We start from the raw sequence: 13,928 nt of genomic DNA, 5'->3' as shown, positions 1-13,928 counted from the left end.
GAACCATATTGAGATAAAGGTTTAGATGTGATAATATAATGTACATGATTCTAAAAGTATAAATAACTTCCCTATCCGTTCCAACTTTTCTGGAGCGGAAATTGTTTCTTAGGACATTCATGATTCATGCCATGCCCTATTGAGGATATTCAATCCTTAGTCGATGGGAATTTGAAGCTGAGTACCTAAAACGAGGAAAGTTTCATCTAGCCGACATTTAGGTGCATCTGGAGCGATGAAATGATCATAGAAAGTCTTCTCAATCCCTGTTAGGTCTCTAGTTAAGGGCTCTACTTTCTTGCTCACATCTGAGTAGAACAAACGATCATTTATTTTGAAAACAGATTTTAATTCAGGATTATTATGCAAATACTGGATGTGAGCGGTATAACTACTTAAATAATGATCCCAACCTAGCCTTCTCAAGCCTCCTGAGCTCTCGTTATTTCTATTTAGTATTTCAATCGCCTTCTGATATAGGTCGAAGTGATGCTTTAAATTAGGATTATCCTTGTATCCCTCAGGTATTTTTCGGTTTCGAAGTACTCCAATGACTTCCTTTCGCATAGGCTCAATCTTGCCTTTGCGCTTTAAGCTCTTTTTATTAGAGTAAAGAGCAGCTCTCGCTTCTGCTCGTTTTATTTCCCATACATAACCTAACCACCAGTGAGCATAGCTCTTATAGGGTGGGTTTTCTTTGTTCCAGTAAAACTCTGCATAGAGATGTCCACAAACATCAAGAGCTGATATCAACATTCTTGAAAATTGCTCTTGATCGCTATGAAGCTCATCTTCAGGGGGCTTATCTATATTAATTAACCAAGAATATCGAATAAAAGCTACCCAGTGGGTGATCGCACTCCATTTATGTTTGTTTAATAAAAGTTGATGTTTTTGTGCAATGTTTAAATTTTTCAGTTTTGGGTTAGGTCTGATAAGGTCATACTGCAGTGCATTAATTGCCTTGAGTTCAAGCTCAGAGTCTACTTGCATACTCGATTGATTCTAAAAAATAACTTCCTGGCTACACCTATAGCTTTCTCTGAATATACTTTGAGATGTGCAGGAACATCGAGTAGCGATCAATCTGAGTCTACTATGTGCTGGTTTGATTCTTGTTTAGATCACAAATCCCAAAAATATCAATACTAAATATCTATCTCAGGCAAGCTGGGACGGTTAATCATATGGCCGTAGGTACGCATAACCATTGTTGTATCTTTATGGCCAAGTAAATATGCTACCCCCGTTAAGGGTATGCCCTGTTCAATTGCGATCGAGGCCATAGTATGCCTGGTTGTGTATGGCTTCCGATACTCAATGCCTAACCCCTCTAGAACTGGTTTCCATTGTCTACGAGTAAAATTATTGTCATTGATCGCTAAGCCCTTAGGTGACCTAAAAACAAGGCAATCGGGCTGTAGATCGGCGCACCTTGATTCCATGATTTGTCTTAATCGCTCAGTCATAGTCAAGTAGCGGATATTGCCTGTTTTAGTCTCTTTGCGGACTCGTTTATTAGAGCTAGTTTCGCCATTATCACCTCTAGCCAATACTGAGCATATGACTATCTCATTGCGCTCAAGGTCAATATGCTTGCGCTGGAGCCCGATCGCCTCAGCAGGCCTACAACCAGTTAGAAATAAAAATTCAACATAGTCTGCATAGTAGCTATGCTTATAGCTTGATGATTGGGGGCAGAATTGGTCAGTCCTGAAGGCCAGAATAATTGAGTTGATCTCTTGTTTGGTGAAAGGTTTAGCTGCTTTGGTGGCTGATTTTCTGCGCTTAAGTCCTTTGTATGGGTTCTCTGCTGCATATCCTTTATCAATACACCAATCCAGGCATGAACTTAAGTAACTTAGCCTTGAATTCCAGATCTCTGGCGATAAGGTATCAATTTTGGTAAACCACTTGGGATCTTTTAGCTTTGGGTTTGCCTTACGAATCAGGCCTCTAATTTGCATGTAATGCCTGTTTTTAGTCCTGGATGTTAATTTAAGGCTATTAACCCATACATCCCAAACCTCTAAGAGATTTGGATTTTTAGAAAGCTTTGATTTATTAGCAAAACTTATCTTTGCGGGCTTATACTTGTTTAGAGATAAATCAAAGTTTCCACTTAGTATGTCTAGCTCAATCTGGTTAGCAACTTGTTGAGCGGCTTTAAGATTTATTTGAGTATAGTTTAATCCAAGTGATAAACAATAGCGCTCACCGTTAAAACTCCAGCGTAAACGTATGCGATTATCCCTGTTCTCTATAGCTACACTGCCTTTCGGAGGTTTCATCCCGTACCAATTCCGTACCAATAAGGGTAGAAATTGGCTGATTTGGGTAGGATTTGCTACGATTATTCGGGTAACTAAAAAGCTATGTATCCCCCTGCTCGAAAGGGCGCAGCCCTGAGAGCATAGTGGTAGAGCGTCTCCTTGCCAAGGAGAATGTCGAGAGTTCGAATCTCTTCATCCGCTTTGAGTATTTTTAGACGACAATTAATCTGGTGAGTTGATGGCGATTAGTTGACATTTATAATCTAATCGCATCGCCTTAGTGATGGTGAGTTCACCGTCAACAATGTAGCTGGACGAAAACCAGATCATGAGGGATTCAAAACTAGTATAAATAAGCAGGGGGGAAGGGAATCAAGCTAAGCTAAGTGTTAGTAAGTTGGAGTGACGGCATTCGCATTTCCCCGTTGCTAGATTAGCTCTGGCAAAAGGCCTATTTAAGCCTTGCAGAAGCGATCGCAACAATAAATTTTTTTTAAAGTCATCAAAGTCAATAACCATGTGTCAGCCTAAAGTCAAGCTCATAATTAACATCACTGTCTAATCCAACCGCAAACCGCACTCAACTAAAAATTTGCCAGAGGCTAGATGTTTATCGCTGTTAATATAATCACTAATGAGTATTGCACAAGCTGTTATGGATGAGGCGATCGCTAGCGATGCCCAGGAAGCAACTGATTCGCAAAAAGCCCAATTAAAAGCTGATAATCTGCTTAAACTCTATGCCGCCGGTGAGCGTTTCTTTGCAGACGCAGAGCTCAGTGGCATTGATCTCAGTGGTCAAGATCTGACCGGGGCGATCTTCAAGGGCTCTAATTTAAATGGCGCTAACTTTAGTAATGCGATTCTGCTGGATGAAACCACCTTTAGTTTTGCTAGCTTACATGGCGCGAAGTTTACCAATGCAAAATTGATTGGTGGTCGGTTTAGTGGTGCTCAGCTCTATCAGGCCGACTTAAGTGGTGCGGATTTAACTGGTGCAGACCTAGCCGGAGCCAACCTTTCCCAAGCCTGCCTAGCTAAAGCCAATCTAGATCAGGTAAATATTTGGGGTGCGGATCTCAATGGCGCAGACCTCAGTGAGGTTAACTTAAGTGGCATTAATTTGTGGGGAGCCAAACTGCGCGGCACGGACCTCAGCTATGCCCACCTCAAGGGTAGTAATTTGAGCAAGGCCGATCTCAGTGAGGCGATCCTTTCCCACGCCAATCTCAGAGGTGCAGATCTCAGCGAAGCAAAGCTAAATCAAACTAATCTGGAACATGCTAATTTGCGCGGTGCCAACCTGAATAGTGCAGAGATTTCTGATTCTAGTTTTATTCAAGCCATATTGAGGGTGGCGAAGTTTCAGGGGGCAAAAATTAGTAGATCGGATCTATCCAAGGCAGAATTGTGGGGTGCGGATTTCCGCGATAGTAGCCTGGAAGGGGTGGTTTTAGGACAAGCCTGCTTAAAGGGGGCGAACTTCCATGCTGCCAGCCTCAGTAACCTTAACTTTGAATTAGTGGATGCCACCGGGGCGATCTTTAGTGCAGTTAAACTAAACAATGCCCATTTCAACCTCTGTACTGGTTTATCGGAAGAAACGATCGCCTATTTAACGGAACTTGGGGCGATCGGTGCTGGTGTGGCTCGTTATATCAAGCCTTTGAGTAGCTAGCAGTTGTTTTTGATGAAGCTAAATATTTTTGATTAAACTAATTTGATTAAACTAAAAAGAAAAATAATCAGCCACTAAAATGCTTAAGTGACTGACTTTGCTTGCTTAATTAATTAAGCCGATCGCTGAATTTGCCTAATCGGAGCAATCAGCATTAGCCCTAAGAAACACGTAACAGCTCAACGTCAAAAATGAGGGTGGCATTAGGAGGAATCACACCACCAGCACCGCGAGAGCCATAGCCCAACTCCGGTGGGATGATCAATTCACGGCGACCGCCTACGCGCATACTAGCCAAGCCTTCATCCCAGCCTTTGATTACTTCACCTTTACCAAGCTTGAACTTAAAGGGGAAGTTACGATCGCGGGAGCTATCGAACTTGGTGCCATCTTCCAGGGTGCCAATGTAATGTACTACTACGGTTTGCCCTTCTTTGGGCTGTGCACCGCCGCCAACCTTAAGTTCACGATACTTAAGACCAGACTCAGTGGTTACAATTTTGGGGTTATCAGATCCTTCGTCTGCAGCAATCATATTGATATCACTAGAAATATTTTCAGCAGCTTCCGCAACTTCGGAAACAACTCCTATGTTATCAGCCTTGGCTGGCTCTGCTGCGATCGCGGCAGTTCTACCATCATTCAACTGCACTAAGATCAAAACCAAGACTGCGATCGCCGTAATCCCAAAGCTAATTAAAATTCCTTTCAAAGTATTCCTCCTTCATCAAAAGTACGCCACAACGCAACCAATTACTGGCTATTCGTCGCCTATTAGCTAGTTTTACGCATTAATTACTAATTACAATCACTTTACAATCACTGGGGAAGCGATCCTTTTCTGCCCTTCCCCTGCTTTTCCATGCATCCTAAAAATGTGTCTGATATTGCAGTAACCATGAGTAACTATATTTCATGTCAAAACTGGTAATTACAATTATTGGGCATGGTGCTAATAATTTGCCCCTGGAATTAGGGTTGGCAATAATACCTTAGCAAAACCAGCAAAATGGACTAGCAGCTATTTTGCATATTATCATTCGCGGTGGCTGGATGTGATTGCCAATTAAACAAAAGCATTTACCTGGGCTGGCAACAACTGACCGATCCCTTTTTCAGCCAGATCCAGCATTTGATTTAGCTGGGTGCGGCTAAAGTCACCTGCCTCAGCAGTACCCTGCAATTCGATAATTTGCATCCCACCAGACATCACCACATTCAAATCCACCTCAGCGGTTGAATCTTCTGGATAGTTCAAATCCAGGTAGGGTTGACCAGCAACGATGCCAACCGAAACCGCCGCGATCGCTTGTTTGATTGGTGAGTTGGCGATCGTGCCCTGTTGGATCAGCTTATCGATCGCTGCTTTGAGCGCCACATACCCCGCTGTGATGCCGCCAGTGCGAGTGCCAGCGTCTGCTTGTAACACATCCACATCCACCGTGATTGTGTAGTCAGGAATTTTAGTTAGATCCATTGCTGCCCGTAAACTGCGTCCGATCAAACGTTGAATTTCCTGGGTGCGCCCCGATAGCTTCATTAGTTCTCGACCATGACGCGGACTGGTGGAACCGGGCATCAAGCGATATTCTGCGGTCAGCCAACCTTGGCCACTGTCAGTCAAGAATCTGGGCACACCTGGTTCGATCGAGACGGTACAAAGCAAGTGGGTTTTACCAAATTTTGCCAGTACCGATCCGGCGGGCGTTTCCACAAACCCCAATTGGAATTCCACTGGCCGGAGTTGGTCATGGCTGCGGCCATCAACGCGAAGATTAGGATTAGGATTTTCTATAGACATAAAAAATGAGAATGGATGACTTGCGATCGCCAGTAAAAATATTAATCACAATTGTGATCTAGCTAGCTCGACCATTGAACCATAATCCAGGCGTGTGATTATTAAGTCCTTGTCCATAAAACACAAGCCAAGCGCTGCGATCAAGATCCAGATGTCGATCGACCAAGCCTTAATTATGTCGATAAGTCGATAATAAGCAATTGCGATCGGGACAAGCCCTGACCAGCTAATTAATTAATCATCAAGAACAGGCAATTAATCTTCAGTGCCGGTAAACTCGATCGAGGTTAACGACTTCCTGGGCGAGTAGGAACCGGAGGTGCACCAAGAGAAATTGCTTTATCTTGCGCTGCTTTGGCCTCTGCATGTCTGCCTAACTGACTCAGGAACTTGCCCTTTGCCATATATAGTTTCCAACTATTGGGATTTTGATCGATCGCCTGCTCTATGAACTCAACCGCCTTCTGGGGACCAAAGGAAGCAACCATCGATTCAATTTGCGGTGGGCCAAGTACATTGATATTCACAGTCAGTAAGGGGTTTGCCGATTGTTGACTTGGCTGAGGTTGTTGAGGCGTGGTGGCGGCTACCTGCTGTGGTTGAGTCGGTTGTGGTGGAGCAGTCACAGGCGCAGTTGTCTGGATTGGTGCAGGCGCTGATTGAACTGGAGCCGCAGGCGGATTATTCGTTTCCTGAACTGTGACCTGGATAGGTTGTTGTGGTTGAGTAGTGGGTTGGGGTGTGGTGGCTGGCTCTGGCTTGCTGGGATTATTTGCAGCAGGGGGCGGGGTGGTAGTGCTTACGGGCGCAGTTTGGGCTGGTGCGGTTGGCGTTGTCTCAGTAGTAGCGGTAGAGGGGGGATTAGGTTGCACGCTTGATTGCAAAATTGGTTCGGGCGATCGCATTAACCAAAATGTCCCCAAACCACCAAGACCCACTAAAGCAAACGCACCCATGCCCCAGCCCAGCAGGTTGGCAGATTTTTTTGGCTTAGACTTTGCTCTGCTAACTGATTTTCGATTGGTGTAAATCGTGGTGGCAACGCGGCGAGGTGATGATTGACTAGGGTGATTGGTCTGAGTCGGCACGCTGGGATTGGCCTGAGTTGTCCTGGAATATTGCTTGGCAGTGGAATTATGCACAACTGTGGCTTCATGATCTTGCCCCGCTGGGGAGCTACCAGTATTGCCAACCAAGCCCTGATTGCCAGTAACAATGGTTTCCCCTTCTGCTAGGTCTTCGGCAATATTGGCTTCAGCTCCAAAGGACTTGCTAGCCAGCACATTATTTTGAATTTCATCGAGGGAAACTAAAATTTCTGCGGCCGATTGATAGCGATTGCGAAAGTCATAGCGCACCATTTTATCCAGAATTGCCGCCAGCATGGGATGGCAGTAGTTTTCGCCAAGGCGATCGCGCCATTTGATCTCAGCCGTCTTAGCATCTTCGGGCAACTCCCCTGGATCGCATCCGGTCAGGGCTTGCAACGCCACCATTCCCAAAGCATAGAGATCGCTGCAATAGCGTGGTTTACCTGCCAATTGCTCCGAGGGCATGTATCCCGGCGTACCGATCGTGATGGTGATATTAGTTTTGCCCGAATCCATCATCGTCAGGCCACTCATCTCCTTAACTGCGCCAAAGTCGATCAGCACAATTTTGCGATCGCTATCACGCATAATCAAATTCGCTGGCTTAATGTCACGGTGGATCACCTGTTGTCCATGCACAAAATCCAGCACTTGCAAAAGATCTTGGAGTAAGTCTAAAACCACTTTCTGGGGAAATTGCCGACCGGGCGTAAGTAGCCGATTTAAGCCTTTACCCTCCACATACTCTTGCACCAGAAAAAATCGATTACTTTGCTCGAAGTGAGCCATCAGACGCGGAATCTGATCATGATTACCAAGCTTATAAAGGATTTCTGCTTCTTTATTAAATAATCGCTGCGCCGTTTTGATCACCACTGGCTCACCCGTCATCGGTTTGAGCATTTTGACCACACAGGTGGGATTGCCAGGTAGGTCAGTATCTGCGGCTAAGAAAGTTTTACCAAAACCACCACTGCCCAGGGGCTTTAGGATTTTGTAGTGACCGCGCAGTATTTTTGCTGACATGGTGGTTTGAGCAACTAAATAATATTAATACCTTAGCTAATTTTAATATACCCACGATCGCGGTTCAGGCAAAATGTCTTGCTGTGGCTTGATCTAAGCGCTATGGCGGGGATACCACTTGTGGTAATTTTTATTTCTTTTGATTTCAATCGATCCAAATAATTGCCTCAGGCCATGATTCATAACGCCACATCCTGATCCAGACTTAATGGCGATCGCCCCCTCAGTTCTGATAGTTATGCAGTAGTAAGGATAATTGACAATCAATTTAAAATTCGTAGCCGAGCTTGTCTGGGTTGTAGATATTTAACTATTTCCCCAGTCCTTACTTGTTCAGCAATACCTCAATTCTTTAGTTGTTTGCCATCACCATTGTTTGCTTGAATTGGTATTAATATTAGTCCTGTTGATCCGGAGTTGATATTAGACTGATTACAACTTCTTGCGCCCATCATCAAATATCGACCGAAATCATATTGCTGTTCAAAATTTGGACTTCTTGCCAGCCCTTGATTGATTCAGAATTAGGCCGCAAATCAACTGATTAAAAACTCTCGCCATCGATCGCAACTTTAGCTAACCCCCACCCCTGAAAATATGCCTGAAGAACAAACCCTAACCCCACCGATCCGCTTTGGCACTGATGGTTGGCGTGGCGTGATCGCCGCTGAATTTACCTTCGATCGCCTCGCCCTGGTGGCTCCCGTTGCCGCTCAAGTCATGGCCGAGACCTTTGGCGATCAATCAGCACAGCCTAATTTAATTATTGTCGGTTACGATCGGCGGTTTCTGTCGCCAGAGTTTGCCCAAAGTGTAGCTGATGCCGTCTCACAGGCAGGGTTTGATGTGTTGCTTGCCAATGGTTATGCACCCACACCCGCATTTAGCTGGGCAGCCTTTGAGCAAAAAGCACTGGGAGCCCTGGTGATTACGGCTAGCCACAATCCGGCGATCTATTCGGGCTTGAAAATCAAAGGGGCGTTTGGTGGTTCGGTTGCGCCAGAATTGACTAAGCAGGTGGAAGCAAGAGTTAATAATCCGGCTAAGTTCCCCCAACCAGAGCAGCGATCGCCTGGAAAAATTACCTCATTCGATCCCTGGCAGAGCTATTGTGCTGCATTGCGCACCAAGGTTGATATTGATTTAATCCGCGAGCAAATCCGCAGTGGGGAATTAACTGTTTTTGCGGATGTGATGCATGGGGCGGCAGCGACTGGCCTGGAGCGGATTTTGCAGGTGGGCGAGAAATCTGGGGCAAGTGGCAGTATTCATGAATTAAATACCATCGCTGATCCGTTGTTTGGTGGTGGCGCACCGGAACCATTGCCCCGTTATATGGAGCGATTGCTAGCGCAAATCAAAGAATTCCATCGCCAAAACCCCGAAAAATTGTCCGTGGGCTTGGTATTTGATGGCGATGCCGATCGGATCGCGGCGGTTGATAGTGCGGGCAATTTCCTGAGCACACAGATATTGATCCCAATTTTAATTTCCCATCTGGCGCAAAATCGTGGTTTTAGTGGCGAATTGATCAAAACGATCAGCGGCGCTGATCTCATGCCCAGGGTGGCGGCACTCTATGATCTGCCTACCTATGAAACCCCGGTGGGCTATAAATATATTGCGGAGCGAATGCTAGAGCTAAAGGCGCAGGGCAATCCACCAATGATCGGCGGCGAGGAATCCGGTGGCGTGGGTTATGGCAATCATATCCCCGAACGTGACGCGCTGCTGTCGGCGCTGTATGTGCTGGAAGCGATCGCTACGGCCAAACAAGATCTCAGCGATCTCTATCAGAATTTGCGCGACAAGACTGATTATCATTCTGAGTACGATCGAATCGATAAACGCCTGTCCAGCCTGGAGATCAAGGACAAGCTAATGGCCTACCTCAGCGCTAATCCCCTGGACGAAGTGGCGGGGCGTAAGGTGGTGGCGATCGATAGTCGGGATGGGTTTAAGTTTCGATTGGCGGATCAAAGCTGGTTGCTGGTAAGGTTTAGTGGGACGGAGCCTGTGTTGCGGCTCTATTGCGAGGCGGCCACGATGGAGTTAGTGCAAGAGACTTTGAGTTGGATTAGCGATTGGGTGGAAAAGTTTTAAGGCGATCGATAAATTCCTGGCGATCCATAACCTTATTCCAATACTTGAATGATCGAAGCGGCTTAATTAATTACTTGCAAACTCAATTCCTTCATATAACTCTGCTAGCGATACTTCAACCTGAATCGATCGCATCAGCAATTGATCACTAACGCTGTCATACTCTCTGAACAGCCACTCCCGATTGCCCTGCTTACTGTAGTGCTCCACATGGGGTTGGTATTGATCGATCAGCAAATATTCCTGAAATGAGGCGATCGATCGATAGGCAGCAAACTTATCCGTGCGATCGTAATTTTTGGTTGAGTCCGATAAAACCTCCGCGATCGCCACGGGATTAATCACCGTATCATTGCGCCCCGTTTGTAGTTGTAGAGGCTGAGCCGTAACCATTAGATCGGGATAAGTATAAATATTGCGATCGGGAATATGTAACCTTTGATCGGCGATAAATACCTGATATGGCTGACCCTTCAGCGCTAATTTTAGAATCACCAACAATGCCCCCGCGATTTGGTTATGGGCAGGTGTGCCACCGGTCATAGGTATAATTTCACCATCACGATATTCATTCCGAATTTCTGATTCGGTTTCCAGGGTCAAATATTCAGCCGCAGTATAGGTTTTGGTAGGGGCGATCGTCATGTGCTGGAGCCGCTTGGAAAGATATCAGGGGCGATCGAAATTTTTAATAACCTGTGATCTTGAGCAATAATCAGCAACCTTAAGCAAAAAAATTCAAAAAGTCTAACTATCATTCTCTTTAACCTTAGCAGACCCATAAGTTTGAGCAAGAAAAGCTAACTAGATTCAGGATTTTAGCCCTGATCGCAACTTTAAAAATTACCACTTACCAAGGTTGTAGTTAAGCGTGCTAGCATATTCGAGCAGGATTGACACACAGCGTCAAGCTGCAAACCACACCAACAACTATTGGTCATGATCAAGCTTAGTTAAACTGAATAAGCTTGAGTAAGCTTAGGTAGACTAGGTAATTCTAATTAGTTCTAGTTAATAAAGTATTCAATCGGGAGATTTGCCGTGGCCTTCATTTCATCCTTAGCCCAAAGCGATCCACAAGTTGCCCAAATGCTGGGCCGAGAGCTGGGCAGACAACGCACCCACATCGAGTTGATCGCCAGTGAAAACTTTGCTTCCCCCGCTGTGATGGCAGCTCAAGGGTCGGTGCTAACCAATAAATATGCCGAAGGTCTACCGGGCAAACGCTACTACGGCGGCTGTGAATTCATCGATGAAGTAGAGTCTTTGGCGATCGATCGGGCTAAGCAAATCTTCGGCGCTGCCCATGCCAACGTGCAACCCCACTCCGGTGCCCAGGCCAACTTTGCGGTTTTTCTGGCGCTACTGAAACCAGGCGATACAATCATGGGCATGGATTTGTCCCACGGTGGCCACCTCACCCACGGCTCTCCGGTGAATGTTTCCGGCAAGTGGTTCAAGGTGGTGCAGTATGGCGTAAACCAGCAAACCGAGCAGATCGATTTTGAGCAGGTACGTGCCCTGGCGCTGGAGCACAAGCCCAAAATGATCATCTGTGGTTATTCGGCCTATCCGCGCAAAATCGACTTTGACAGGTTCAGGGCGATCGCCGATCAGGTGGGTGCCTACTTAATGGCAGACATTGCCCACATTGCCGGATTGGTCGCCACGGGCAATCATCCCAATCCAGTGCCGATCTGTGATGTGGTCACCACCACCACCCATAAAACCCTGCGCGGCCCTCGCGGTGGCCTTATTCTCACCCGCGATCCAGATCTGGGCAAGAAATTTGATAAGGGTGTATTTCCTGGTTCACAGGGTGGCCCCCTTGAGCATGTGATCGCAGCGAAGGCGGTGGCATTCGGGGAAGCACTGCAACCGGAATTCAAGGATTATTCCGCCCAGGTGATCGCCAATGCTCAGGCAATGGGCACTCGCCTCCAGGAACGCGGCTTCAAACTGGTTTCCGATGGCACCGACAACCATTTGATCCTGGTGGATCTGCGCAGCATTGGTATGACTGGCAAAATTGCCGATCGCTTGGTTAGTGATGTGCAAATTACGGCCAATAAAAACACTGTTCCCTTTGATCCGGAATCCCCGTTTGTGACCAGTGGCTTGCGTTTGGGTTCACCAGCCATGACCACCAGGGGTATGGGCACCGAGGAATTCAAGGAAATCGCCAATATTATTGCCGATCGCCTGCTTAACCCAGAAGACGAGTCGATTAAAGCACAATGCCAACAGCGCGTAGCTGCTCTCTGTGAGCGCTTTCCGCTCTATGAAAACTTGTATGCGGGCACGGATCAGAAGGTGCCGACATTTGCCTAACCCAAGAAGCTGCTCATTGACCTTAATATTTATATTTATATTTATTCGATTATTGATTCGATCCAGTTAAACCCGTTTGGCGCGGCTTTTAGGTAGCCGTGATTAGGTATGATCTGGGCTTGGGCATTTAATTGCCATGCATCGCAACAAAGCAGCGAATTTGGATCGCTTAGCCGATTGATAGCTCAGTGATTGCTGATATGCTGGCAAACGGAGATGTAAGTAGGGCTCAATCGTTTTCTAATGGTGCAGGGATCTGCAATTCCATATTTAGTTGTGTTTGGTGTATCAACCCTGGTGGTCTGGTGCACGGTTCCGATCGTGCGTCGTTTGGGGCTACGGGCTGGGGTAGTCGATCGCCCTAACGATCGCAAAATGCATAGTGCGCCGGTGGTGCGATTGGGCGGCGTATCGATCTTTCTGGGTTCATTGGTGGCGCTTTTGCTGGCCTGGGAATTTGGTTGGTTTGGTGTGTTGCCCAGGGAGCAAGACTACGAAATCTGGGGCGTAACCATCGGTGGCCTAGCTTTCTTTCTGGTGGGCTTGGCCGATGATATTTTTAATCTTTCCGCTGGGTTTCGCTTGGTGCTTCAGCTTGCGATCGCGGCGGTCGCCTGGCAGGTGGGGGTGAGCATTGATTTTATTACGATCCCTTTTATTGGGGTAATTAATCTCGGCTGGTTGAGTTTGCCGATTACGGTGTTGTGGCTGGCCGGGATGCCGAATGCAATTAACTGGATCGATGGCTTGGATGGATTGGCTGCTGGTGTGAGTGCGATCGCGGCGGCGGTGATTTTAATTGCCAGTTTATTTATGGATCAGCCTGCTGCTGCTTTGATCGCGGCGGCTCTGGCGGGTGGGTGTCTGGGTTTCTTGCGCTACAACTTTAAATTCACCAGTGCGGCGGAAATATTTATGGGTGATGGGGGAGCCTATTATCTAGGCTTTACCCTGGCTGGGGTAAGTGTGCTGGGGTTGGTGAAAAGTGTTACCACGGTAGCGGTAATTTTGCCCTATATTATTCTGGCGGTGCCGATCCTGGATGGCTCTGCGGTGTTGCTGGAGCGATTGCGGCGGGGTGAGTCGTTGATGGGCGCGGGCAAACACCATTTGCATCATCGCCTGGTACGGGCAGGTTTATCAAAACGGCGCACCGTAATTTATATTTATGCCTTGACTTTGTGGGTGGGCAGTCTGGCGCTAGCTTTTTCCGGGATGCCAGCGGGGGGCACCTATGCGGCGGTGACAACAGTAATTATGGCGATCGCTTCCTATCAGGTAATCGTCAGGATTAGACGGCAGGCCAAACAGCGCCACCTGGCCGATCGTAAACTTGGCAGCAAGCATAATTATGATCATCAACCAGAAACCTGCTCCCCTGAATCGATTGAATCATTAGCGCCTGAATTTGGTCAGAATCAAGAAAAAAAGGCGATCGAAGAGGGCAAGGGTAATAACTTTGATAATAAATTTGATCAGTCCAATCGCAATTAACTAGTAGTTCTTGAGCGAGCAGCCAATGGGCAACTAGGAATTGGTTCATGCATTTATATCAATCCTTCTATTTGTCACAGAAATATTTTTGCATTTGTTTGGCTATAACAATTCTTTTGCTCAACCCCAGC

General features: G+C 46.6%; 10 protein-coding genes and 1 tRNA gene. 5 read left to right on the top strand and 6 right to left on the bottom strand.

Annotated elements, in window-relative coordinates; all coding sequences use genetic code 11:
* Window positions 1-156: 156 nt before the first annotated feature.
* On the bottom strand, window positions 157-993 hold the full coding sequence (locus tag PSE7367_RS04310; protein ID WP_015164142.1) for a hypothetical protein: 837 nt from the start codon (window positions 991-993) through the stop codon (window positions 157-159).
* A 155-nt stretch (window positions 994-1,148) separates the two neighbouring features.
* Complete coding sequence (locus tag PSE7367_RS04305; protein ID WP_015164141.1) at window positions 1,149-2,291, bottom strand: site-specific integrase; 1,143 nt, start codon at window positions 2,289-2,291, stop codon at window positions 1,149-1,151.
* A gap of 119 nt (window positions 2,292-2,410) precedes the next feature.
* Between PSE7367_RS04305 and PSE7367_RS21790 the strand changes: the two genes are divergently transcribed.
* Together PSE7367_RS21790 and PSE7367_RS04300 are read left to right on the top strand one after the other, a co-directional pair.
* Window positions 2,411-2,471, top strand: a tRNA-Gly gene (locus tag PSE7367_RS21790).
* A gap of 436 nt (window positions 2,472-2,907) precedes the next feature.
* Window positions 2,908-3,951: a pentapeptide repeat-containing protein gene (locus PSE7367_RS04300; RefSeq protein ID WP_051037863.1), complete on the top strand. Its 1,044-nt coding sequence runs from the start codon at window positions 2,908-2,910 to the stop codon at window positions 3,949-3,951.
* 160 nt (window positions 3,952-4,111) lie between these two features.
* Here the strand turns inward: PSE7367_RS04300 and PSE7367_RS04295 are convergent, their stop codons facing one another.
* From PSE7367_RS04295 to PSE7367_RS20135, 3 genes are all read right to left on the bottom strand, one after another.
* A complete protein-coding gene (locus tag PSE7367_RS04295; RefSeq protein WP_015164139.1) occupies window positions 4,112-4,663 on the bottom strand; it encodes an FKBP-type peptidyl-prolyl cis-trans isomerase in 552 nt (183 codons plus the stop codon).
* 354 nt (window positions 4,664-5,017) lie between these two features.
* Window positions 5,018-5,752 carry a ribonuclease PH gene (gene rph, locus PSE7367_RS04290; RefSeq protein WP_015164138.1) on the bottom strand — a complete coding sequence of 245 codons (735 nt, stop codon included), beginning with the start codon at window positions 5,750-5,752 and terminating at the stop codon, window positions 5,018-5,020.
* Window positions 5,753-6,039: 287 nt separating this feature from the next.
* The gene (locus PSE7367_RS20135) at window positions 6,040-7,869 is read right to left on the bottom strand and encodes a serine/threonine-protein kinase (protein WP_015164137.1); all 1,830 of its coding nucleotides are present in this window, start codon (window positions 7,867-7,869) and stop codon (window positions 6,040-6,042) included.
* Between the two features lie 597 nt (window positions 7,870-8,466).
* On the opposite strand from PSE7367_RS20135, the gene PSE7367_RS04280 reads away from it, so the two are divergent.
* Window positions 8,467-9,972, top strand: coding sequence for a phosphoglucomutase/phosphomannomutase family protein (locus PSE7367_RS04280; protein WP_015164136.1), 1,506 nt, complete (start codon window positions 8,467-8,469; stop codon window positions 9,970-9,972).
* 66 nt (window positions 9,973-10,038) lie between these two features.
* Here the strand turns inward: PSE7367_RS04280 and PSE7367_RS04275 are convergent, their stop codons facing one another.
* Window positions 10,039-10,617, bottom strand: a complete 579-nt coding sequence (locus tag PSE7367_RS04275; protein WP_015164135.1) for a Uma2 family endonuclease — start codon at window positions 10,615-10,617, stop codon at window positions 10,039-10,041.
* Window positions 10,618-11,013: 396 nt separating this feature from the next.
* On the opposite strand from PSE7367_RS04275, the gene glyA reads away from it, so the two are divergent.
* Both glyA and PSE7367_RS04265 read left to right on the top strand, forming a co-directional pair.
* Window positions 11,014-12,303, top strand: a complete 1,290-nt coding sequence (glyA, locus tag PSE7367_RS04270) for a serine hydroxymethyltransferase (RefSeq protein ID WP_015164134.1) — start codon at window positions 11,014-11,016, stop codon at window positions 12,301-12,303.
* A gap of 243 nt (window positions 12,304-12,546) precedes the next feature.
* Window positions 12,547-13,797: a glycosyltransferase family 4 protein gene (locus PSE7367_RS04265; RefSeq protein WP_015164133.1), complete on the top strand. Its 1,251-nt coding sequence runs from the start codon at window positions 12,547-12,549 to the stop codon at window positions 13,795-13,797.
* Window positions 13,798-13,928 lie beyond the last annotated feature (131 nt).

Source organism: Pseudanabaena sp. PCC 7367 (assembly GCF_000317065.1).
GTDB classification, from domain to species: Bacteria; Cyanobacteriota; Cyanobacteriia; order Pseudanabaenales; family Pseudanabaenaceae; genus Thalassoporum; species Thalassoporum mexicanum.
The sequence above is the reverse complement of the archived record's forward strand: the minus strand, read 5'-3'. Positions and strand labels throughout refer to the sequence as shown.